Raw genomic sequence first — 22969 nt, forward strand, 5'->3', positions numbered from 1 at the left:
CCTTCATCCATTAACCTACTGAATATATAAGGAGGCCTTTTATATTGTGCTTTTTTTGTTCGCTTTAAAATCAATCAGTTAAAGCTAAATCAATGAGTTACAAATTCCCCTCAGCAGACAATAGCGTAAAATAGCAGCAAAAGTGTTGCCCCAAATTCTGCCCCTTCCCGCTTTCTGCCCCCAAATTTGCCCCCAAAATGTACCCTCTATCCCTTCCCTTACATCATCGGATTATCGTCAAATTCCATCGTTCGCATGTCGTTTACAGCATGCATAATCACACCAAAAATCCCGTCGTTTTCATCAGCCCACTCAGGATCTATTTTCTCCCGTCGACCGTCGCCGGAAAGGTGCTCAAAATGCCGGTATGGGTGCGTCCTAAATCTGCGTATGTGAAACTCCCCTGACAGACGACAAACAACCACAGAGCCGTCGCATGGCGTCGCCGAACGGCCCACTATCAGCAGAGCTCCCTGCTGTATACCGGCCCGCCAGTAAGTATTTGCCGATCGCATGAAATACGTCGCGCTGGGGTGAGATATGAGGCGCTTGTCCAGTGATATACGTTCTTCAATGTAGTCTGTAGCCGGGCTCGGGAATCCCATGTCACAACCCTCCGTTCGGATTGAACAGTTGAAAAGTTCGCCCCTCTCCTTCCTGATCCGAGATATCCCTAAACGTCGTGATGTATGTTTCGATCCAGATGTTTGCCTGCCTCATAGACCAATGCCAGTTAACTGCTTTCAGATTCTCAACGAATGTCTGAGTTGTGACAGTTCGTCTTCCACTCGGCTCTATAATTATTGACTTGCGAAACGCGGCTTCAATTTCGTATGTGCGCGGCATAAAAATCCCCGTCAATTTATACTGTATGTATACACAGTATAAATTTGTAAAAAAGTCCGTCAATCCGTAATTATGCACTTTTTTATAACGGTATAAAAAATGGGAAAATTCAGTAGCACGTTGACATCAAAGAAAACCGTTTAGAAAATCGCCGTGTCTGGATTCCTGCCGGTTTACCAGACTGGCGGTGCTTTTGGTTTCTCCTCTCCCGAGCAGAAGGCAGTCCACAGAAGCACCGCCATTCCAATGGTGGCGTTTTCATGTCCATCCCCTGAGTTGCTGCAATCTGTCATGTTAACGCCACCGCCCATGATGGTGCTTTTCTTCAGTGACCCCCTTTGCACCGGCTCAACTGAAGATTAGCGCTGTCACCAGTTACTCAGGTTTTAGCGGCCAGTCCTCTCCGGGTTTTACCCTGCTCACCAACACACTGTATTTTTCCCATGCTTCAAGACTGACGGTTTCCTCTTCTGTCGCCATACCATGCTTAACGGCTCGTTCGAGATATCGAATGGTATCTTCAGCCTCTTTCAGCAAGCGGGACTGCGTATCTCTGGCAATGATTAATGGATCGAGAGAGTAGACACCATCAATGATTCTGGCGTTATAGCCATCGGTCAGTATTCCCTCTGGCGCTTCGTCTGCGGGTATTTCCCAGACAGTCATATCGACGGGGAACAGGGCGCTACCGTCATCTGTGACGCACACTATATTTCCCTCATCGTCTGTGCCGGCGTAGATATTCCCCGCGATACGCTCTTTGTCCCAGGCTATGGTGTACCAGTCAGTTCCGTCTTCATTTTTAACGTATATAGCCCCTGGAATCTCCGGTGGCTCGGGTTCGTATCGTTTGAACTTTCCTAAGTTTTTCATCCAGTTTTCCTTACGCAAAATTGACCCAGTTGCCGTTCAGGTTGTACTGCAGATAGGCGTACTGAACGCCATTGATACGATCATCACCATCGGTCATGTTGTTAATATTGACTGCCCCTTGTGGCACATGGCTGAAAAAGTCGCTGCCTTTATACGTTACCCTTGCACCTACGCGGAATTGGGCTGGATATTTAGCGTTATAGCGGGCGTCAAAGTCGGTGTAATCAGTAAGTGAAAGTCTGCTCATGACCGGGTAGCCCGTTGCCATGTCTACATAGAACGGACGCAGGGCATTGTAATTGCCGTGTTGGTCTCCGCTATTAGTCAACATCAGATACAGATGTCCACCGTCCTGTCGCCAGAATGCACCGTAGTCTCCGTATACAATGCGGTAGCTGTTTGCTGATGTACTGACTATTTCGTTGGGATTTGTCGGTCCATACAGCTCGTTCCAGTTTCCCCACGGGCCGTTTGTTCCATTCCATGCCCCGCTTAACCCGCGTAAAAATTTCCTCCCCGTGCCAAACGTGGTGTATTCCTGCTGGCAGCCGTAGGCACTGGGGAGTACCAGTAACGCTCCGGCCTCTGCAACCGGGTAGTGGTTTGCTGTCGTTGCACCTGCATTGGTCGGTTGATAGTGAACACCAGCTGCGCTGTAGGCTCCCAGCGTATTGAGGTCCACACTCAGCGCGGTACCGAAATACGGCATCGCGCCAATATCCTCAGCAGTCTGTTTGTACCCTGAGTTATAAGAACGATAAAGCGACCAGGTTCGGTTTCCGGCCGCTCCGGCACCATAAGCATTCCACACCTCAGAGGGAGTGTCATACTTCACCAGCTCGATGCACGGAGAGCCGTCACTGTCCCGCATTCCCTTCACGAAAATGTAGTAGTACGTCGCGGCGTTAAGCCCTGCCGGGATGTTTGTACAGGTATCCATTTTGACGAACAGATGTTCACCCTGGATAAATGCAAAACTTTTAAAATCGATACCCGTGGTGACAGTACCGATCGCACGGCCAATGCCATAATCGGCAGTCTTAAGGACACGATTAGGCGTTGTATCACGCGCTGAGGTTGTAACGTCTAAAAATGCCGCAGTGCCCAGCCCGGCATAGATGGCCCCTGGGTTCGACACGTTAAAGAACGTTTTGCTGATGTCCAGCAGACAAACCAGCGCCACGTCTTTGAGAATGTCGTTAGCAACCAGCTGCTTCTTGTCGCCTTTGTACAGCGGGAATGTCCCGAGCACCACACCGCCCATCGTCAACTGCAGCGTTGCGGCCCCTGTATTATTCTGTGTCGGGTAAACGATTACGGGCGTTCTCAACATCCAGTCAGTTGCACCATTCAGGAAGAATGATGACGGTAGGCTCAGCGTCAGCGCATTGGCAGAGCCACCGGCCACACCTGCGCAGTAAAACCCGCTCTGAAGGTGATCGACCTGCACAAACTGATTCTCCGAGCCGCGCGTCGCGAAGTTCGCCACGACATCGTTCAGCATCCAGCCTTTTGCTGCTGTCCCCTCCTGGCCGCGCAAAACAGACAGCACGTCACCGCTGACGGAGAGCAGATGACAGATTTCGAATTCTGTTTCACCTGAATCGGTCAGTGTTATTTTGGCGAACGCTTTGAGATCCGTTGAGCTGTTCGCATTGTCCTGCGTCAGCAGCGCCTCAAATTTAGCGCCAGTGCCTGGCATGACCGGAATGGTCTTTTGTGATGCCGTTATCTCGGATGCCAGCGCGGAGACAACGTTATTGCCAAATCCTAAAATCATTGTTCTTCCACCGAGGTTGAATAGTGATAAATAAACGGCAACTTCACCAGGCGCTGGTCTATTGCCGCTTTGAGAAAATTACCCACGCCGTTTCCGTACTCTGGAATGACGATGCTGAACGTGCCGTTATCAACGGTAATGCTCACGTCAAAAGTGTGCTGTACCGGCGGGTCAATTCCGGCGGCGCCATGAATGAACCGGGCCACCCTTCTCTTCAGCCACTCCAGCGAAAAATGAAACCCGTCGCCTTTGAAAAAATTCCAGGTCAGGATCCGTTTGAAATAATCGTCGGGGAGATATTCCGTAATGCCTGGTACATAGCGGCGCAGCCTCGCATAGGCCAGCGCGTTGTACTCAATCGAGTTATATGCACCCTTCGCCACAGCCTCTTTCGATATCATGACGACGGGCCGCTCCTCACCGTAAATCCCCTTTGCTATCCAGTCCAGCAGCTCCCCCGTAATCGAGGGCGATGTCCAGCAGGGAAGGTTCAGATTGTTGAGGGAGTCGAGGTACTGCTGCGCCAGTTCATTGAAGGCGTCGAAAAATGCCGCCACGTCTTCATCATCCCGGTACTGCACAAACGGGTAGGCAGGGAGAATTTTAAGGACCGGTGTCACCATGTTTTGTTACCTGAATGAGTGCGGGAGAGGTTGAGAAATATTTGTAGGTATCGCCATACACGAGATTCGTCCCGGTTTCCGGGGGAACAATGGTGCCGTTGATACCTATCTCAACGTCGATCATCGATATCAGCGACGGCGGCACCAGCGCGGATACTGAGCGCAGGAAAATATCCTGAATTTCAAAGATATTGATCGGCTGGCCAACGGCGATTGCATTGACGTAATCGACGATGTTCTGGCTGACGGCGTTTTTCACACCAGCAGGATCAACGTATGCCGTCGAGACTGTATTCCACTCAATAAACACCTGGGCATTCTGGGAAACCGGGTCAACATATGGCACATCGTAAACATCAGGCCAGACGGTGATTTGGATGGTACGTTTATCGACGGGATCACCAGATGGATTCACAACGTCGTTAGTGAGGCGTGAAATATCCGGGACCGATTTATAAATGGCGTACCCCACCTCGTAGGGATCACCGCCTCCGACGACAACCACCCATTTGTCGGTTTGCACCTGCCGGTAGCTGAGGAGGTTGTCCTGTGTTCCCCCAACCTGCTTCAGTGAAGCCACCACACAGTCAGGGGTACCCTGAACGGCGAACATGCCGGACTGCATCACCTGTGCACGATATGAAGCGATATCTTGTTTATCAGATCCCGGCAGGCCAGCTGTAGGGTTGGTACACGTGATCGGCTGGCTGGCCGGAACAGAGGTAACAATCTGGGTGACGGATCCTTCAGGTACCGCCCAGGTGCCCGGTGAAGCCGCCAGACAATACACAGGTGAAGTCTGACCACCAGCGGGAATAACCGTGTTCGTCTGCACGGTGTACTGAAAGTTACCGTCTGACACCACAAACCCTTTTGGGATAACGAATCCCGGTGGGCCACTAAATACTTCATAAACAGACGTGTTTGAGCCTGTGCCCTCTGTCACACCATAAATATTCCCCAGTTGAAGGAGTAATAACTCGTTTGCACCATAGGGAGAAACCGAGTTGATGAGATCAACTCTGGCCTGGTCTATTAATGCCAGCGCTCCCGTTGCTGTACTGGCGAGATCCGTTATCAGTCCAGCCGGGAGGTTAGCGGTATATCCAGGCACTTTCTGTGCGACGTTACTGATTAATGTTGCCAGCAGGGTTTTAGGTGGCGTGGGCTGTGCACCCGCCGAAGTCATAATTATGGGTAAATCAGACATAAATTCTCCATAAAAAAACCCGCCATTAGGCGGGCTATTTTACTGACTAAATTCAGGGTTTATTCTTCGCAGCTTCTTCTGCCATATCTTTTCGCATTTTTTCAAGCAATTGGTTTTGCTCCGCAGTAAGCCCATTGGCTTGTAATTCAAGTACCGGCTCTGGTGGTGCTGGTGCTATAGCTTGTTGCTGCCTCGCAGGTGTATTGCTCTGCTCTTTTATGACACACCCGGATAATAATGAGGCAAGAAAAAGGGCGACGATAAATTTCATGTTTTTTTTCCGTTAACTGACTCTGTTTTATACAGCAACTTGTTTGCAGTAGCTTACGCCGTTTAAGAAGACTACATCTATGCTATAAGTGGGATTTTTAGCACCACTAACTTTTGAAATAGAAAGTGATGCAAAATATCCCGAAAACTGCTGCTGCGTCATGTTGACGTAATAATCCGGGTGGATCTGCTGAACAATCGACTGCTGTCCGGGTATGCCGTATTGCGCGTAAAACGGTGACTCACCCAGGTTAAGCTTCAGCGTCTGAATCAGCGTCGTCAGCCAGCCATAGGAAAAATCGCCATTCGCATCTGACTCCACAGCCACCCACTGTTTTTTGCCGTTCGCGTCCGTGACGCGCCCCCATGTTCTCATGATTAGCCAGCTCCTGGCGTTGGTGGTTGGGATGGTATCGTGGCGCCTCCTGGCTGCACACCTTCGACATCGTGAGGGTGCCCCATGAGACTTACGCCACCCGCTACTACGTCGTTGGTTACATTAACCGGGCCTATCAACGTCGCTGTCGTGCTGCTCATCTGCTCAGGGTCCTGGACAATTGGACCATTAAGGTGAATGGTGCCCGTCAGATAGATATCCGGTGCAGTCAGATAAACAGCATTTGCCTTCTGGGTTATTTTACCAGGCTCTACCGTGATGCTACTGGCACCATCCGCTGTTTTTAAGATGGCGCCGTCAGGGCCATAGAGCACAATCTTGTTAGGGTCTTCTTTCGTCCACCCCGAGTTCGATAACGGCACAAAGAAAAGCGGCACCAGAGAAAACGTGAGCGCCCTGCTGGCGATCCCGGTACCGAGTCCGGATACGCCACGAAGCGAGACATCAGCGGCGACCGTCACACCTTTATCGCCTTTCTGTATCGGATAGCGCACGTATTCAAACGTCGCTATTGGGATCGTGACCTGAGGATATTGCGTGCCATCCGGCAGCATATCGAATTGCACAGTGACAATCTGCCCGTCTACCGCTACGACATGACAGGGCAAAGAGCGCCCTGAAATTTCCGCGCGGTCCTGCGCCCCCGTCTGAATGACATTATTAAACGCCTTAAGAAAGGGAAATTTTTGCGAATCGCTCATGGTATCTGTTTCGAAAGTGCGACAGCCTCAAAGGTGGTCACCCAGGCATTGCTGCTGTCGGGATTGAGATAATCACCCACATGCCGGACGGAAGTAATCAGGAAATTACCCGAGAAATTAACCTGATTCCGGTAGGCGGATAATGTCCGTTCATTGCTGACCGCCAGTAGTGTACCGGGGCCTGATGTGATATTTTCAGGCAACTGAACGATATCGCCGCAATGAAGTTCAGCCCGCATCGGGCATTTGAATGAAACATTGAATGGACCAATCCATGTCGGTTGCCCAATGAGTTCTTGCGGCAGGATCAGCACACCGCCGGATGACCCTATAGTGTTGTCGAAAACGCGGATTTTCTGCCCCTGAATCACCATCTGCACGCCTGTGTAATCATCCTGTTTCATTGTATAGAAGGAGTGACTGCGTACCGTTGTTGCCAGCTGACTGAGTCTCGTGTAGACAGCAGGAGCATTCTCAGTCCACACCAGCTTGTCGCTGATGGTGATGTCGATGGTAAAGCCAGGAAATGCTGTGCTTAGCCCACCGCGCAGAACATCACTGAGTTTATCTCCCGTTTTCCCATTCAGCGTGATGCTGGATGCTTGCCCACGGTCGTTGAGCAATGGGCTGGGGTTGACGATAAGATTCAGGGACTGATGGGTGCCCTGCCAGTTAGCATAGGGGTTATAAATATTCCCGCTAAGGATCAGCCCCTGCTGGTTTTGGTTCTCCAGCGGCAGCCCACCACTAAACCCGGCGGTCAGGTACACCATGCAACCGGCCAGCTGCGTGCTCTCCCTGAGCATGGTTATCGGGATACCATACAATGCCAGCGCCGTACCGCTGCTCACCACGTCATACCCGGTTATCAGCGCGTCGAACTGGAGCTGCAAACCTGCACCGGGTGTTTTGCTCGTATCAAATGGCCCGATGGGGTTGCCCGCACTATCCAGCGGCGTGTTACCTGTTTTATCGATAATTTCCAGTTTGTAGTAACGCATCAGGTCGCCTCGAACTGGTTGCTGCCGATCCGATAGATCAGCTTTCCGGGGGCAAACTGGAGCGCCAGATTGATATCGAAATTATCAGGTGAACCAATCAGGGGAACAAAAGCCACGACGTTCCCCTGCCCGTCGGCCAGCTTCAGATAATAACGGTTAGCGTAGAGGTTATAAGGGACGGTTCCGAAGACTCTGGCACCGCCGACCGTCGCCTGAAAGGTGAAAGGCGCTTTCCCGTCAGGTTTAAAAGGAATAAAAATAGTCATCCGGAAACCTAAAATTTGGGGAGCGCTGGAATTAAGTCACCATTACCAGTCCAGGTCCTCGTATCCGAAGGGAAGGAAGGTGGCATTCCAGACTCAAATTTGCTCATCATGTCGCCAAGGGCAGCGTCCAGTTGCGAAATCGTCAGCAGCGGTTGCTCAAAATCTAGCTGCCACAGGTCCTGCACCTGCTTATTTTGCTCAGAAAAACCCGACACATCAGTCATCGAGCGCATCAGACAGCCGGTGTAGATGAACGCAGGCGTCATTACCACATAACTCCCCCCACTCTGGTTGTGTTGGTCCAGCGCCATTTTTAACGCTGTAAAAGTCAGTCCCTTAGTTGCATACCCGCCATCCTTAGTGGAGGCTGGCCGAAGCATCTGCATTGTGACCCGGTTGGGTTTCCCTACCACAGCATTAGCTGCCGTCAGCATGTTGTAAAAATTCAGATTTCCTATTTCCTGCTGCACCAGTGTGGTTCCCGCCATCGGCGTAAAGTGTGCCGTTGGGCCGGTACCGATATCACCATGCAGTAAGCCGTCAGCAATACTGACACCTTCAGTCAGTACAGCGATCGGCATAATGCCGCCGGGAATACCGGAGGCGATGCCATCAACAAGCAGAATGGGGGAAATTTCGAAGGCCAGTTTGAATGCCTGGCCGAAGTAGTTAAGCGCCATAGATTACCTCGGCGTGTTATAGATACCCTTTACCTGTGGTGAGATTTCAGAGCCGGGGGTATGTTCGAACATCAATTTAATGGTCGCAGTCGATCCTGCTGGTGAGCGGTCCAGGTATTCATGTGCAGCTTTTAACTGATGCATGATATTAGGATTTTGCTTGTCGGCTTCTTTCGGCAAGAGCGCCTGCAGGTATTTGACTGTCTCCATCTTCAGGCTAAGCGTGCCGTCTTTACCAACATGCCCCCCGTTGTACGTCGTCAGAACCTCAGCCAGATTGCCCTTATAGCGCGTCATCAAATCATGCAAATACTTACCTGCGGCGGCTGTTTCCTTGTTCGGATCATAGCGATCGACGTCGCTTAATCCGTAGGTTTTTGCCGTCTCAGGCATAAACTGGAACAGTCCTGCTGCATACTCGCCTCTGCTGTTTGCTTTTCCTTTTGCCAGTGGGTTCCATGACGACTCGCGCTGCGCGATACCCGCCATCAAACCTTTCGGCAATCCGTAGGTATCATTGGTCTGATTGACGAAGTTCTGGATATTATCCTTAAGGACTCCAGGCATCCTGTAGTCTTCATAGACCTTATTGGCAGGAAAAATACTCGTGTACTGATTCGTTCCCGGATCGGAGTAAGGCAGATTTCCGTTGAGATATTTTTTCCCAAAATTGACCAGTGCAGGATCTGCCGTGTCTTTATCAGTCCCGGTTCCCACTCCGACTCCGGTACCGTTTAAATTTACTCCAGGTACGTTACCCGCAATCCACGTAATGACGTCTCCAATGGCAGCAGCGACATTCTTAACCGCTGTCGAAAACGTGTCTAAATCGTGCTGAAAATCATCGCTCCCCAGCCATTTACCGAGTTTTTCCAGGCCATTTGCCAGCGTATCAAACAGCGCCTTCCCGTTTCGTCCATTGAGGAATTTTTCAATATCGACCGTCAGTTCATCCGATATTCTCCTCATTGGACCATTGAGCTTCGCCAGCGCATTCAGGAAGGTATTGCCGATGCTGTCAGCGTTCGCCATAAACCTCGCAGACAAATCCTGCCAGTTCTGCTGCGTGCCGCTTCCCATATCTCTGTCGAGTCGCTGAGACTGGTCAGAGAACTGCTGGTTAAGCTGCGGCAGGCGATCACTGTTTGCCAGCACCTGGTTCGCGGTGGCAACATCAATCAGACCATCAAGGCCGTTCGCCTTCAGAGCGGTCTGAGACACCCCCGTCCCTTTGTATTGCTGAAGCAGCTGCGACACTCGAGACAGCAGCTGCGGCATATTAGCCGCCGCGCCCTCCTGCGGGTTAATCCCCATATTCACCAGACCAGCATAGTTTGCACTGGTCGGGTCATTCTGCGCTGCCGCCAGCGCCTGCATGATGTTGCCGGTACCCGATATGCGGGAGCCATAGACGTTATGTGCCGCCTGCATCTGGCCGGTGGTGATAGCCAGCCCCTGAGACGACTTGTACTGGTTGCTCACATGCTGGGCCATGAAACCGTAGCCAAACAGCCCACCGCCACCAATCGCGGCAATGCGCGCGCCCCATGACACCGTTTCGGTAAACAGCCCCTTTAAGGTCGATGTGGTCGCCCCGAGCGTTTTGTTGATCAGGGTGAAGGTCTTGAGCGTGCCCTGAGCATCCTTGTTCAGTGACTTCATGAATTTGTCAAAGGTACTCTGGACTTCTGGCTTTTTCCCGTCAGAGCCGGGATGGGGTTCCGGGTGCGCCGGCGGCAACGGCTGCGGGATTGGAAAACCGCCCGGCCCGACGGAAAACGCCGCTTTAAATTGCTCTGAAATATCCTGAAGGGCTTTGATTTTCTCGTCGTCAAAGTCGAGCGTCAGGACGGGTAACTGATCACCTGCCATCAGAAAGGCCCTCGTGGTGTTTTGAACTTCAGCAGCTCACGAAGCTGAGCTGCCGATTTCAGGTTTATTCCGGTATTAAGCCAGATTTCGCTAAATCCGGTGCCTGCGCTGTAGTCGAGGATGTCGCTGATAACGTGTTCACCGTCTCGCCAGAACTGTCGCCCGGCTTCGACGTCGGCAATGAACGCATCCAGTCCGTAAGACTCAAGGATGAAGTCTGACTGTTCCACATTCCACTGACCGCTTCCATCACTCCAGACGCCTGCGCGGGCTTGTTGATCGACGAGACGCATGTAAAAAAAACAAGCTCACCGATAACGTCGTCCAGATCCACAATCTCGCGCTCCAGCGCCACCTCCAGCGGCTTGGTGTCCCAGCCTTTATCTTTCAGCGGGTAGACCAGATTCGACAGACGAATAATCTCGTTAACCAGCGTATTCCTGACCCCGTTCTCACCATCCCAGATATTGGGATCACCGGATTTGGTTCCGAGGCAAATGCGCTCCAGCATCAGGTACGCCACACGCGGCCCGGCCACCACACCCAGCCCTTCCGAGAAAATGGCTGAGAACACTTTTCCGAGAATAAAAAAGTGCTCCCGGTACACTTCTTTCGAAATCGGTGAGGCGTGGATGTAAGCGCTGCCCATCTCGGTTTGTACCGGGAGCACAAGGTTCATGTTTCGTGCAATTTTCATCAGAGATCCCACATTTCAGAGTTCACGTAATAGGTCCCGGTGATGGTGAGGGCCACACCGGGCTCGCCGCCCGCAAACGTCATGTCCTGCACATTCGTGATAGCGGTATTGAAGACTTCAAAATCACCAAACACTGAACTGTCCGAGTAGAGCTTCGCGTCGCCGATGGCAGAGTTGGCTTCCCACTGCACTTTGTACTGTGCCGCCAGCGCCTGGCTGCGCAGCAGGTGCACTTTCGCCTGCATAATCAGGTACGGCTGCGGCGACTGGACCGCGCCTGTCATCGCGGGCAGGAAATCGGTGATATTGCCCTGAAACGAAAGTTCGACGCCCTGTTTGGAAAGATACGACGCAGAGACATTCAGCTCAGGATGGTCGGTAAACTTAACGCTGGCCCGGACGCGGTTAAGCGTACCAGGGCTAATCATTGGATTTGGCACGGTTGATTCCTTATGACGGCTGCATGGTCACGTTGATATTGAAGATGATGGACACAAAACCGCGCATCGGCGTGTAGGTGGCGGAAAACCCGGCATAACGGCCAATGCCGTAGTCGTTCGGGTTGTCCTTGACGTAGGTTTTGAACGGGATCGCATTCACAGGCGCGGGACCGTTGACCAGCCCGTAAGAAATGCCGGTATTGAACACGCCCTGCGCCACCATTTGCAGACGGTCAATGCCGTCCTGGTTGTAATACAGTGGGTTAATCGGGTTGTTGCTGCCGTTAATGACGGCATTCGCCAGCATCATATCGACGTTAATCTGCACCCAGTCCACCGAATACCAGTACGTCATGTCGTTGCCGTCGCTGGTGACCCCTTTCACCAGAATGGTGTTGGAAATCCCCCCTTCTGCGCCGGTATCAACATAGTTGACGTTCTGCTGCGTCATGACCCTGAGAATGCTGGCCTTCGCCTTGTTCGCGTTCACCGCCTGCAGGTAGCGGAACGCCATCGGTGGCACCTTGTTGATTTCTGACGGTGAGGCAGAAACCAGATTCCACATGGCAGCAGCAGCGGCGTTGGTGACAGGCCAGGTGTCATCCGCCGTGGGCACGATGGATTTAATGCCTGCATACGGAGACAGGTAGTTTGTGTCCGCCGCCGTTTCGGTCAGGGTGAAGAAATACTGCATCGCGGTATCGGCGGTATACAGCTTCGCCAGGTTGATAAAGGCCTGGTCTCCATCCCACGCCTCCGGTACCAGGTAGGCATAAAAGCGCTTCAGGGGGTCGTCCATGTATTCCTTGAGCGCTGCCGTCTGTGCTGCAATGTCTTCCTGCCACCCCAGCTCCAGCAGATACGTGCCCACTGAATTTCCCTGAGCGAAGAAGGCATCGACCGCAGTAACAAGGTCGCTGCCGTCATCGAGGGCAAACTTACCCAACGTTGCCGGCTGGCCGTCCAGCGTTGAACCGATAACAGTCCATGTCAGGGTACTGTCATCAACCAGCGTCGCCGTGTAGTCGCCGTTCCAGGCCGACGGGAAGCAACCCGAAATCGTCACAGCAACCTCGCTGCCCGTTTCGCGGTCAATGGTCACCCCAGCCGGTAACGTCATGGTGAAGTCAGAGCCAAAAGACTGCTCTTCGGCATTGAGTGAGCCGATGCTGTTGTGTACGAGGTCAGTGATATCCTCATCCTGAGTGAGAAGAACCGGCTTACCCGGCTCATGCAGGGTTCCGCCGAAGGACAAAATGGCGGACATTTGTTGCAGGTTCGACGGGATAGCGCCGATGGTCTGCGAGACGTTAACGGTGACAATACGGTAGGACATTATTTGACCTCGTAGTTGAAAATAACTTCTTTAATGAGCTGCTGAGATATCTCGCGCGTCGTGGTCTGGTAGTAATTGACGTCAAAATCGACGGTTTTCTTTTTCGCCAGCGCGTTGATTTCCACCTGGCTGGATTTGGCGTCACTCACGACCGGGATGTTGGTAATGCCGAAAACCTCATCTTCCAGCGCCGCGCTCACCACGTAATCGACGAAATCCAGCGCCCGCTGGTTGCTGAATCCGTAGAGGGTGATGCGTACAGTGTCCTGCGTGTGCTGGTAGCGCACGCCATTCACCACCAGCGGAGCCATCTGAAGTGGCGTAGTAGCGCGAACATCAGCCGCGATGTACGGCGGTTTAAGGTTGGAAGGAACGAGAAACGACGGGTAGACCGTCGCGAACTGCTTCAGCGACAACCAGATGGGTGTGCTGTTCGAAATAATTAGCTCGTCGCTGATGTCGTCCGGGCAGTCGATAATCTGCGACCGCATGGTGGGCAGGATTGCCATTCCCCGGTAGTGAAAAATGCCGGATTGTGTGTACCGGCTTTCCATACGCGAAAAGGCAAACTGCGTTCCCTCGTATTCCCCCAGATAAATAGCGTTTGGACTTTCGACGTTAAAATCGTCCGCTTTCTCCACTGGCGTGAAAATAATATTGTTGATATCTCGCGAATGGCTTTCGGACTGCTCAGTGACCACCTGACGGTGCAGGCTTCCCTTAATCGTCGTGGTTAGAGGGTTTGCGATCCCCATCCGCACCAGCTCATCAGGATTGATAATCTCAGCGTTTATCCAGTACACGAAACCGTCGAGCGGGAGCACCTGGCGCACATAGAGGCGAAAGGTGATCTCCTGCCCGGATGAGATTGTTTCGACTGCAGCCTGGAGAACGCTCGAGAGTTGGGTGCCGGTATTCTCGGCAATTTCATCAAGACTCGGCATCGTTACCTATCCATGCGACAAAGGAGGATTTGAAGAGGCCGCCATCGATGAACGATGGTCGACGTTCGCCGCGCTCAATTTTCAGACGAGAGTTTTTCCCCTCAAGCGCCGCCTGTGTCGGTACGCCATCAATGGACAGCCCCGCCATTTCCTCGCCCTCGAGGAAAACGTTGAACGCCTTCATGGTTTCACCCAGCAGCTCGCCGCCCGGCATCGGCGCACCGTACTGGATGTGGTTGACTATCGCCCAGGTCAGCGCCTCACCAACTTCAGGAATAATTTCCTTCTGGTGCAGTTCCCAGAAATGGGTGAAAAGCTTGTAGCGCTCCTGCAGGTCTTCAGCGACTTCGTATGTGGTTGCCGAACTGTCGCCGTAGTCGTAAGGAATATCGATGACGCCCAGGCAAACTTTCATGGCGTGTACCCCCACAGCGGCCCCATTTCCATGAGCACCGCGACGACGGCGCGACCATACGGATCCTGCATCAGCATCAGGTCTGCAAGAGACAGATTGCTGAGAGCATCGCTGATGACCATCGAACCAGAGGTGCCCTGATCTGCAGCAGAATTTACGAGGCCATAAACCGCAACGTTCAGGCCAAGGTTCTTCCGCAAATCAGCAAAATAAGTGCTGGGTGGCGTATCGATGGCATAGCGAAGCAGCAGAGAGCCGCCAGCGTTGTACACGGTGTTCGTGTAGATAATGGGCAAACACTCCAGCCCCAGCTGTTTCGGGATCAACTCAAGCGCAGACTGAAAACAACACTCCAGCGTCGGGTCATCGTCAGAAATAGCGGTATCAGGAACTCCCATTACGCCACGAACGAAACGGATGTATCCGTCGAGTGTCGGGCGTATGGTCATTATTTTTGCACCTTCACGGTTTTAGACAGTTTCGGTGGATTCTCTTGATCAGGGTTAACGGCCTCTCCAACGATCTCTACCTGAACCCCGTCATCCTTCGGCTTTTCGCCGTTCTGGATGACCACGTTATCAACTGTGTTATTCATCGAAACCGCGTTGGCTTCGAGAATTTGCTGTGACAAGTCATCAAGATTTTCCACTTTCTGTTCGTGGTTCTCTTCGATACGCCCCACCGTGACAGGTTTGTCGATGGAATAACAAATACCGGAAAAATTCTTATCCACTTTGTCGCAGCGCTGGAACCCATAGGGCTCATGTTGCCTGATGATATGGTTAATCACATCAGCGTTGTTTTCGATCATGTGCTGGGATCCGGCCCGAATTTTCACTCCAAAAGGCTGATGTTTTTCTGGCAGTTTGTAATTGAACATGTGTGGCTGGCTGGAGCAGTTGGCGATAAATAATTTCATGGATTTTCCTCAAAAAAACGGGGAGCCAAAGCTCCCCAAAAAGCACGAAGTAAAGCGAGGTTTAAGAATATTTCGCGGAAAGCAGCGTCACGCCTTCCGGGCGGAAGTTCCAGCCTGGCGTTGCACGTTCGGTGTACAGCGTGGTGATGCCGCCGTCCGGCATTGGCGATGGAATTTCTGTTGGCGCGGCAACATCGGTGAACATCACGTTCACGGCCTGTTGGTTTGGCATCAGAGTCGCGAAAATGTTGGTGTTGATGTCCTGGCGTGCTTCCGGCACGACAATTTCAGGGTTGGTGATAACGATCAAGTCGGTACTACCCGCGCCTTTGCCAATTAGCGTGTCATCCTGGCAGAACAGCACGTCGTCACCGCTGGCGTCTCCAGCAATCGTTTTAACCAAACCACCAACTGTCTGAGTACCACCGCCCGGGCGCTGGTAGCTGGTCAGCTCAACGATCCCCGTCCACTCCAGCGCCTTCATAAAGCGCTGAGGACAAAGTACGACGGTAGTAAGCGTCTGGCCCAGCAGCATCATGCTTGTCTTCTGATCCGCAATTGTGCTGAGGATGAATTTTGACATTTCACCAGCATCCCACGTTGTGTAGGAATCATTTCCCTGGCTGTCACTCCCAAGGTTCACCGTCACTGCATTCGGGGAGTTGGTGATCCCTTCGTTGTTGGATGCCTTCACGCCGTACAACAGCATGTTGCGAAGTGTCTGAGCATGACCCTGACGGTTTGCCAGCTGCAACCCGTTGTTTAACGTATACCCCCACGCGCTTGCTGACTCTGAATCGAAGTGGCTGTACTGAGAGCGGGTCGAAATACGATAGGTCATCATCTGATCGTAGGTAGGTAAGATGGTCGATGATGGCAGCTGGCCCGGCAGAGACTGCCCGACATGCGCCTGGGTGCGGGCACGCAGGAAGCGTTGGTAGACAACAAGATCGTTGGAGCCAATTTTAACGGCCGGTGCTCCGCCAGAAAGAATGTCGAATGCGCCTGAAGCCATGCTGTATTGCATGACAATTTCCGGCAGCATCATGGAAGGCGATACCGTGGTAATCGCTGGTGCGAATGCGCTCATTTATTACTCCTTAAATCAAGAACAGGCCGCACGGTTTGTCATCTTCCCAGACAACCGTACCATCGGTGTTTTTCTTCACTGTCAGGTTCCCCTGCTGGGAAACCATCAGTAGTTTGATATCCAGTTTCGGATTGCCAGACGTCGCACTGGAGTAAACGTCGATGACGTTGTTCGTCAGGTCCCAAACGAAGCCATCCGCGCCAACTGCGTCGTCGCCAGTCGCCAGCGCAGCCACTGCAGCGCTAACCGGAAGAGGAATTCGCGCTCCGGAGCCAACACGGAAGTAATGCACCGAGCCGTTACCTACATACAGGGGAACGTTATTCCCGGCGGTGATAATGCCGTGATACGCCTGGTTGGAAACGATGAACGCATTGCAGACCGTCGCAGTCGCAGGTTTCATGTTTGCCCCAGCAATATTGGCTGCATCAGTGGCGATGCACTCCATTGCACCGACACCAGCCCATACCGCGTCGGCCCCAGACCAGGTGCCAGAGGAAAGCTGAAGGCGAATTGCAGGATCATCCTGAGCATCGCCCTGCACGAGGCCACGCGACTCGACGTTGAACATGCCTGTCGGTGAACCTTGAGTTTTAAATGGGTTGAAAGTGATTTCAGACATTGTTCATGCTTCCTTGAGTATTGAATTTAGCGACACGGCGCGGCGGGGTTTTGAAGGCCGCCAGCCAGACATTTGGATCACCTGCAAATTCAGTAATGCGACGACCCGCTTCATCACTGCGAACACGTTTGTGTAATTGCCCCTGGGTGTTGTTCATCTCTTCAGTGATGGTTTTACGGGCTGCGCCGTAAATCGCATCCTCAAGCACGGACAACGTTGCAGAGTCAGCGATTGCCCGGATATTGACTTCCGCATGTTGAGGTGAATGTTTCTGCATTGCGATCAGAGCGCGTTTACGGAAATCCAGCGCTTTTTCACCAGAGAACGGCTCCGGTGCACGCTTGCCCAACGAGTTATATGCGGAGTCGGCTTTAGCCTGCGCTTCGCTCATCGCGGCGTCATTGCGCTCTTTTTCCTCAGCATCGGCTTTACGCTTCTCTTCTTCGGCAGCCTCGTCTGCTTTTGCCTTCTCTTCATCGGCTTTTTTCTGGGCTTCCGCCTCATCCGCCTTACGCTGCTCCTCTTCAGCGGCATCAGCCTTTTTCTGTTCTTCTTCGTCCGCTTTGGCCTTTTCATCAGCCTGGCGTTTCGCTTCAGCATCGGAGTCTGCCCGTGCTTTGTAACCCTGCTCCAGTGAATCCATGCGAGCGGTTAACTGCTGGATGCCCTGGTTAACCCCGCCCATTGCATCGCCTACCGCTTTTGCAAGCATCGTCTGAAACGCTTCGAGCTGTTTCTCGTCCATATCTATGTCACCTGTTTTGTTGGAAACCTCGACCCCTGTGGGGATCTTTTCTTTGTCCCACACTCCCAAAGAGCCGTGGTCCTCTGTTACCAGTGCGATGTGATCGAGCAAGAACGGCACGCCTTCGATTAAGAAGTTGGTGTCACCCTCCTGTACTTCCACATTGCCTGATGCGTTGTTGAATACGACTGAGGGGCTGGTAGAGACCTTGCCCGAGACAATCTGTTCAACGATGTCCCTGACGTAGATACGGCATACCGCCCAGACCTCATCCCCCCTGATGTAGGGCAGCATCACCGAGCCAACAGTGCGTTCGGTGAAGTCCTCTTCAGTGAGAACGGCGTCATCCGGGTGGTTAGCGATAACCAGAAGGCCATTACATCGCTGCAGGAAATAGTCGTTCAGGTAGTGCTTAGGATCCCTCCAGACGTGTTCCTTCAGCCCTGAACGGTACGCCAGCCCGGTGCCGGTGATGCGCAGGTTCACCAGCCACATATTTGAAAACTTCATCGGCGACGGTGCTGTGCCATCCCGTATTCGCTGCGCTAATTCAAGCTCTGTTAAATTCACGTTTTCCCTTCTCCGTTAAAAATTCGATGGGCAGTTTTTGAGGCGCATAAATCGGGAATACCTGGCAGCTGCAAAAAACCTCTTCGCCAGCCGCAGTGATTTCGTCGTAAAAACCGTGGACGGGTTTGATCAGCCCCTGCTCAATAGCCCAAGAACCACGAACCAGATACGTCAGGCTGTCCCTGTCTTTGTGGTCGACGCGGTAGTTGTAACCGGGCCGCCGCCAGTTCGAATGCCATACGAACGCTATCGCCCCGCTTTGCACGGAAAGCAGGTATTTCACGTTGCTGGCGAGTTTATGGCCCTGGTCGATAGCCACCCGGCGACTGATGAAGTCGAGATCCGAAACAGATTTACGCAGTGCCTGTTTCTGGGCGTTTTTGTCGATTTCGCTTACGCCGTCAGGCGGTATCGATGTCACCCATCCCTGAAAACGCTGAACCGTGCGCTCAATGGCCTGATCCCGGTTCAACTGGATAAGGTTGGCGCTGGAAAAAATCCTCTTATTGAGTTCTTCGCGGAACTGCGGTTTCAGCTTGTCGAGGGTGACTTTCGTGGGGCCATCAGGCGGCTGGTCTTTCAGTGCGCCACCATCGACAACGAGGCGGCTGTAAATGGCGGTGAGGTGCTTGCGGGCGACGTCCGGGCTGGGCGATTCTCTGGTGGCGGCAACGCGCAGCTTACGGGACCATTCGAGCAACGACTTTTCAGAATCCCAACCATTGTTGACGTAGTAGTTAACCGCGTCGGTAAGCACCTCATAGAGGCTTTTACTCCTCCTCTTTTTCCCCGCCAGGCTCGTTGATGCCATTCGGTTGCTCCTGAGGTGGTGGCGGCGGTACATAATTCGCCAGCGCTTCTGTATCGATGATGAGAGGGACGTCGCCGTAGGTCTGAGTGGCGTTAACAATGCTTGAGACCCACTCAGCGACAATTGCCCTATTCTCCGGGTCAATATTCGCGGTTAACGCCGTGTAAAGGTCTTTAGCCTGCTGGACTACCTTACTGTCGGCTTCGCGGCGTTTATCAGGTGACTCTTCGACAAGTTCCTGCCACTTCGCTGTAAACTCGCGACGCCACATGAAAAACGTTGTCTGGTAGTCCTCCGTGATGATGTCCGGGTAGTCGTTTTTGAGGGAGTTGTAAAAATCCTCGCTCCAGGCGATGTACTGAACCAGGCGCTCAAAATAATCCATCACTGGTTCGATAAGCTGGCGCACACCATCGATGTACTGGCTGATCGCCTTGGAATCTTCCGCCCCATCACTCCAGCCCTTTGAAAATGCCTCTTCTTTGATGAGAATTGCAGGGACGTCACTACCCGAAGCGATATCAGAAATGATGCTGTCACGGGAGGTGGTGAGCGCCTTATCGATATTCTGCAGGTTCAGTGATTCAATATCGTCGTTCTGCCCGATGCTGATCACACCTTTGTTACGGGCTTCTTTGACGAATTCGCGTTTCTTCCCGGTAGCTGCAGCCATGATTCCGTTCATCACAGAACCGTTCTGCTGAACCTTGGCGACCAGCACGCCTGCCTTCTGGCTAACGAGGTCATTGGCAACCATGGTTCCGATGTAGGATTTCATCGAATAGAGTACGCGCTGGAACACGCTACGCCCGGTGAATCCAAACGCTGAATTCTGGTACTCCAGATAGATTGGCGTACCGTTAAACACCTTCAGCGTGCGGGATGAGTGCCAGTTTTTTCCGCTGATTTTCAGAACGTCGTTGGCCTTCTGGAAATACCGGCTATTCGGATTCTGGTCGGTCACCATCGAGCCTGCCGCATTCAACGGATCCCAGACGTTCACGTACACCTCATCCTCGGTAAGTCCAAATGTCGGCAGCGGCTCCTTGCATGGTGTGGACGTCGTTCCCACGCCGATAGCAGCGGCTCCGTAACACCGGGAGATGAAGAAGAAATTTTTGATTTTCTCGTTCAACTCCATCCGCTCCCAGACAGTCTGGAAGCGGCGAACAACACGTTCATCCGGGTCCGTATCAACGCTGTATTGCCGGGGCTTACACATCGCCATTGAGATGGGTTTTTCAACGAGTTTTCCGCCGAGCGGATGGAACTGCCAGAGCAGCTTACAGACCTCATAGCTGACGTCGTTACCGGGCTGAATTTCTTCAGACTCAAGTATCTTCATCAGCATAGAGCCAAGAGCCGCGTCAATCTGAATCTCTGCCATGGGGCTTCCTGTCTATAGTGCTTCGTAGTTCCCGAACGCGATGATCAGGCCATACGTGTAGCAATCGAAAAGGTCGTCTGCGCGTTTGTGCGCTTTGGGATCGGCCAGGTGGAACCCGGCGACTTGTTTCATGAGGTGATTGGCGGTGGCCTGTTTGAAATTCACTGTTTTTTCGTGGGCTTCGCGGGTAATTTTGCACTTGCCCAGGTAGTGGTGACCGGATGCCAGCACGCCGCGCTCATCTTTCCCCTTGCCGGTCAGCGTCGATTTGATGGGCTGCATCTGCCACCCTTCCGTCTCCGCTTTCTGATTGAGGATTGCGCCCATAGCGGCGTCTTCCATGAACACGCCCTGGCTACCGAGGCGCGGGCGACATAACTTCGCCAGGCGCTCAAGGTTGTCGTAAACGCCGGGCATGTACTCCGGCAGCAGCGACGCCTTAACCTGGGTGATGTCATAGTCGATGATGGTCAACCGCGGCTCGGAGTAGGTTTGCTCATAGGCAAAGTAGACGATGCCCGTGCCATCGTTCTCGGTACCGCCTTTGAGGGCCGTATCCATCACTGCGAATATCATGTCGCAGGTAGTCGGCATCGCTACCGGCTTGCCATCCTCCAGCCACTTGTCGATATCCAGCAGCGCGTCTTTGGACCAGTCCACGAATTCCGCCAGAAACTCTTGCTGGAAAACGCGCGGGTCATTAGCCTGCCGCTCTTTCTCCAGCTCATCAGGCGGAACGTACGGGTTGCTCGATGTCGGCGCGTGGTGCTCGTGAAAGCCCAGTGATTTGTCGTTGCAGACCGCATAGAAGAAGTTCTTATCGTCGTTGCCGTTCGGCGTAGAGAAGACCCACGCGCGACCGCGACGGGTTAACAGGGTTGGTTTAATCGACTTCGGCCAGATTTCTTCCAGCATTTCCGGCGATTTGGTAAACGCCGCTTCGTCGATCAGCACCACGTCGTATTCACGACCACGCCCGGCCAGCGGGTTGTTGTTCGTCACCCAGAAGTCGATGCGGCCCTTGTTCTTCAGGATGATTCGACCGTCGCTGCGCGATTTGCTTTTGATCAGCGGCAGCAGGATTTCTTCCAGATAATCGAAAATTTCCTGCTGCTGGCGGTACTCAGCGGTGAAGATACCGACCCTGCCGCCTTGCAGCCGTTCGCCGCCCGTTTCCTTGAATGACGATGTAGCGTAGGAAATGGCGATGTTGCCCAGAATGGCGGTCTTACCCCAGCGGCGGCCGCATCGAACGACGTTGTACTGGTGCTGGCTGCCTTCGGTCCAGACACGCGACTGAGCGGTGTGAAGCTTTTTGCAGAATATCTCCGCCATTATTCATCGCCCTCGTCGATATCCTCCTGCGTGGGCTGAACCGCGCCGGGAACCTGCAACGCGTTGTGAACCACAATCAGGCTGCTCTCTTTATCCCCGGTGCGTATGCGTTCGATCTCGGCCTGAATCTTCTCGTTACGCAGCCGCTTCCATTCGCGGTCGTAATCGTCTTCATACTCACCGTCTGCAGCTCCTGCAGCTCCTGCAGCTCCTGCAGGCAACTTCCCTTTGGTGGCTTTTAGGTAGGCCAGCAGCTCTTTGCGGGCCGCCTCAGGGCTGGCGATCTTCATCTTCAGACCGTTCATGGTCTCTTCAACACCGAGATATCCCCAGCGAGCGGGACCGTCGAGCATCGTGGAGTCAGCAAAAAATTGCTGCCCTATCCCTTCGCCGAAACAGCGTGGGCAATCAGGGTTAGGGACAGCAGAACCAACAAAGCCAACTCCACCAAAAGAAGGCGGCGACTTCTCCTCTTTCATCGCCAGGTCACAGGCACGCTCGTACTCGTCCATGTCGTTCCACTGGTATTCGTGGTCTTCACCCCAGCAGTAGCGGCAGTTAACGCGGCGGTATTGAGTGAGTTCGTTCGGGTCCATCGAGGCGATAGAAGAGAGCTGGTGAATGAGTTCCGCCTCGGTGAGAGCGAGACGTTTTTGACGCTTATCGCGCAGCCAACGAATGGCACGAGAAACCTTAATATTTCTTAATAGCTGGCTCGCCCCGGCGCTGGCTGTATTCCCCTCTGATTTGTACCCGGCCAGGCGGTATGCATCGATGTGCTTTTTGCCCATCGCAACGTGTTGAGCGAAGACGCCCTGCTGTTCCGAGATACCGAATTCATCGGGGTCGAAGATTTCTTCCTGAATTTCAGGCTCAGTTATCGGAGCAATTTTTTCAGGATTTTTTTCAACGGATTTTTTTGCCCGTTTCTGCGCAGTTTGCGCAGCATCTTTTTGCGCAGTTTTTTGCGCAGAATTGCGCAGATTTTTTTGCGCGTTTTTGGGGGGCTTCTTGATGTATCGCCGGGCTGTGGCGTATTTCAGTCCGTTCTCTTCGCACCAGTCCGCCGGGGATATTCCGGTTCGGGAGTGCGCAGCGATGTACTGTTGCTGTAGTGACCCCCAATCCGGTTTACTCAT

General features: G+C 52.9%; 27 protein-coding genes. All 27 read right to left on the bottom strand.

The window, feature by feature from the left end:
- Positions 1 to 218: 218 nt before the first annotated feature.
- The 27 genes from QMG44_RS07535 to QMG44_RS07665 all read right to left on the bottom strand — a co-directional run bounded on the left by QMG44_RS07535 (position 219) and on the right by QMG44_RS07665 (position 22969).
- Positions 219 to 605, bottom strand: a complete 387-nt coding sequence (locus QMG44_RS07535) for a S24 family peptidase (protein WP_281853014.1) — start codon at positions 603 to 605, stop codon at positions 219 to 221.
- Between the two features lies 1 nt (position 606).
- The gene (locus tag QMG44_RS07540) at positions 607 to 846 is read right to left on the bottom strand and encodes a DNA polymerase V (RefSeq protein ID WP_281853015.1); all 240 of its coding nucleotides are present in this window, start codon (positions 844 to 846) and stop codon (positions 607 to 609) included.
- A gap of 375 nt (positions 847 to 1221) precedes the next feature.
- Positions 1222 to 1719, bottom strand: a complete 498-nt coding sequence (locus tag QMG44_RS07545) for a tail fiber assembly protein (protein WP_281853016.1) — start codon at positions 1717 to 1719, stop codon at positions 1222 to 1224.
- A gap of 10 nt (positions 1720 to 1729) precedes the next feature.
- Positions 1730 to 3499, bottom strand: a complete 1770-nt coding sequence (locus QMG44_RS07550) for a pyocin knob domain-containing protein (RefSeq protein WP_281853017.1) — start codon at positions 3497 to 3499, stop codon at positions 1730 to 1732.
- Positions 3496 to 4122, bottom strand: a complete 627-nt coding sequence (locus QMG44_RS07555; RefSeq protein WP_281853018.1) for a hypothetical protein — start codon at positions 4120 to 4122, stop codon at positions 3496 to 3498. Before QMG44_RS07555 ends, QMG44_RS07550 begins: the two co-directional genes overlap by 4 nt.
- Positions 4103 to 5332 (bottom strand): baseplate J/gp47 family protein, encoded by a 1230-nt coding sequence (locus QMG44_RS07560; RefSeq protein ID WP_281853019.1) that lies wholly within the window; start codon positions 5330 to 5332, stop codon positions 4103 to 4105. The genes QMG44_RS07555 and QMG44_RS07560 overlap by 20 nt, the downstream gene beginning before the upstream one ends.
- Before the next feature lie 52 nt (positions 5333 to 5384).
- On the bottom strand, positions 5385 to 5603 hold the full coding sequence (locus tag QMG44_RS07565; RefSeq protein WP_281853020.1) for a hypothetical protein: 219 nt from the start codon (positions 5601 to 5603) through the stop codon (positions 5385 to 5387).
- Positions 5604 to 5630: 27 nt separating this feature from the next.
- Positions 5631 to 5978 carry a hypothetical protein gene (locus QMG44_RS07570; RefSeq protein WP_281853021.1) on the bottom strand — a complete coding sequence of 116 codons (348 nt, stop codon included), beginning with the start codon at positions 5976 to 5978 and terminating at the stop codon, positions 5631 to 5633.
- Between the two features lie 2 nt (positions 5979 to 5980).
- Positions 5981 to 6700, bottom strand: coding sequence for a phage baseplate protein (locus QMG44_RS07575; protein WP_281853022.1), 720 nt, complete (start codon positions 6698 to 6700; stop codon positions 5981 to 5983).
- A complete protein-coding gene (locus QMG44_RS07580) occupies positions 6697 to 7701 on the bottom strand; it encodes a hypothetical protein (RefSeq protein WP_281853023.1) in 1005 nt (334 codons plus the stop codon). The genes QMG44_RS07575 and QMG44_RS07580 overlap by 4 nt, the downstream gene beginning before the upstream one ends.
- Positions 7701 to 7967 (bottom strand): hypothetical protein, encoded by a 267-nt coding sequence (locus QMG44_RS07585; protein ID WP_281853024.1) that lies wholly within the window; start codon positions 7965 to 7967, stop codon positions 7701 to 7703. Before QMG44_RS07585 ends, QMG44_RS07580 begins: the two co-directional genes overlap by 1 nt.
- A gap of 8 nt (positions 7968 to 7975) precedes the next feature.
- Positions 7976 to 8647: a hypothetical protein gene (locus QMG44_RS07590; RefSeq protein WP_281853025.1), complete on the bottom strand. Its 672-nt coding sequence runs from the start codon at positions 8645 to 8647 to the stop codon at positions 7976 to 7978.
- Positions 8648 to 8650: 3 nt separating this feature from the next.
- Positions 8651 to 10519, bottom strand: coding sequence for a lytic transglycosylase domain-containing protein (locus QMG44_RS07595; RefSeq protein WP_281853026.1), 1869 nt, complete (start codon positions 10517 to 10519; stop codon positions 8651 to 8653).
- Positions 10520 to 10583: 64 nt separating this feature from the next.
- Entirely contained in the window at positions 10584 to 11216 is a 633-nt protein-coding gene (locus QMG44_RS07600) for a hypothetical protein (RefSeq protein WP_281853027.1), read from the bottom strand.
- Positions 11216 to 11644 carry a hypothetical protein gene (locus QMG44_RS07605; protein ID WP_281853076.1) on the bottom strand — a complete coding sequence of 143 codons (429 nt, stop codon included), beginning with the start codon at positions 11642 to 11644 and terminating at the stop codon, positions 11216 to 11218. The genes QMG44_RS07600 and QMG44_RS07605 overlap by 1 nt, the downstream gene beginning before the upstream one ends.
- Positions 11645 to 11666: 22 nt before the next feature.
- Positions 11667 to 12992, bottom strand: coding sequence for a hypothetical protein (locus QMG44_RS07610; RefSeq protein WP_281853028.1), 1326 nt, complete (start codon positions 12990 to 12992; stop codon positions 11667 to 11669).
- Entirely contained in the window at positions 12992 to 13936 is a 945-nt protein-coding gene (locus QMG44_RS07615; RefSeq protein WP_281853029.1) for a hypothetical protein, read from the bottom strand. Before QMG44_RS07615 ends, QMG44_RS07610 begins: the two co-directional genes overlap by 1 nt.
- Complete coding sequence (locus QMG44_RS07620) at positions 13923 to 14351, bottom strand: hypothetical protein (protein ID WP_281853030.1); 429 nt, start codon at positions 14349 to 14351, stop codon at positions 13923 to 13925. Before QMG44_RS07620 ends, QMG44_RS07615 begins: the two co-directional genes overlap by 14 nt.
- Complete coding sequence (locus tag QMG44_RS07625) at positions 14348 to 14800, bottom strand: hypothetical protein (RefSeq protein ID WP_281853031.1); 453 nt, start codon at positions 14798 to 14800, stop codon at positions 14348 to 14350. Before QMG44_RS07625 ends, QMG44_RS07620 begins: the two co-directional genes overlap by 4 nt.
- A complete protein-coding gene (locus tag QMG44_RS07630; RefSeq protein ID WP_281853032.1) occupies positions 14800 to 15270 on the bottom strand; it encodes a hypothetical protein in 471 nt (156 codons plus the stop codon). Before QMG44_RS07630 ends, QMG44_RS07625 begins: the two co-directional genes overlap by 1 nt.
- A gap of 61 nt (positions 15271 to 15331) precedes the next feature.
- On the bottom strand, positions 15332 to 16360 hold the full coding sequence (locus QMG44_RS07635) for a hypothetical protein (RefSeq protein ID WP_281853033.1): 1029 nt from the start codon (positions 16358 to 16360) through the stop codon (positions 15332 to 15334).
- 10 nt (positions 16361 to 16370) lie between these two features.
- Positions 16371 to 16931, bottom strand: a complete 561-nt coding sequence (locus QMG44_RS07640) for a hypothetical protein (protein WP_281853034.1) — start codon at positions 16929 to 16931, stop codon at positions 16371 to 16373.
- A 43-nt stretch (positions 16932 to 16974) separates the two neighbouring features.
- Entirely contained in the window at positions 16975 to 18297 is a 1323-nt protein-coding gene (locus QMG44_RS07645) for an NUDIX hydrolase (protein WP_309299401.1), read from the bottom strand.
- Positions 18278 to 19108: a hypothetical protein gene (locus QMG44_RS07650; RefSeq protein ID WP_281853036.1), complete on the bottom strand. Its 831-nt coding sequence runs from the start codon at positions 19106 to 19108 to the stop codon at positions 18278 to 18280. The genes QMG44_RS07645 and QMG44_RS07650 overlap by 20 nt, the downstream gene beginning before the upstream one ends.
- Positions 19068 to 20495, bottom strand: coding sequence for an anti-CBASS protein Acb1 family protein (locus QMG44_RS07655; protein ID WP_281853037.1), 1428 nt, complete (start codon positions 20493 to 20495; stop codon positions 19068 to 19070). Before QMG44_RS07655 ends, QMG44_RS07650 begins: the two co-directional genes overlap by 41 nt.
- Before the next feature lie 12 nt (positions 20496 to 20507).
- On the bottom strand, positions 20508 to 21830 hold the full coding sequence (locus tag QMG44_RS07660) for a terminase (protein ID WP_281853038.1): 1323 nt from the start codon (positions 21828 to 21830) through the stop codon (positions 20508 to 20510).
- On the bottom strand, positions 21830 to 22969 hold the full coding sequence (locus QMG44_RS07665) for a terminase small subunit (RefSeq protein WP_281853039.1): 1140 nt from the start codon (positions 22967 to 22969) through the stop codon (positions 21830 to 21832). The genes QMG44_RS07660 and QMG44_RS07665 overlap by 1 nt, the downstream gene beginning before the upstream one ends.

This window comes from Enterobacter sp. 200527-13, from assembly GCF_027924865.1.
GTDB lineage: Bacteria > Pseudomonadota > Gammaproteobacteria > Enterobacterales > Enterobacteriaceae > Enterobacter > Enterobacter ludwigii.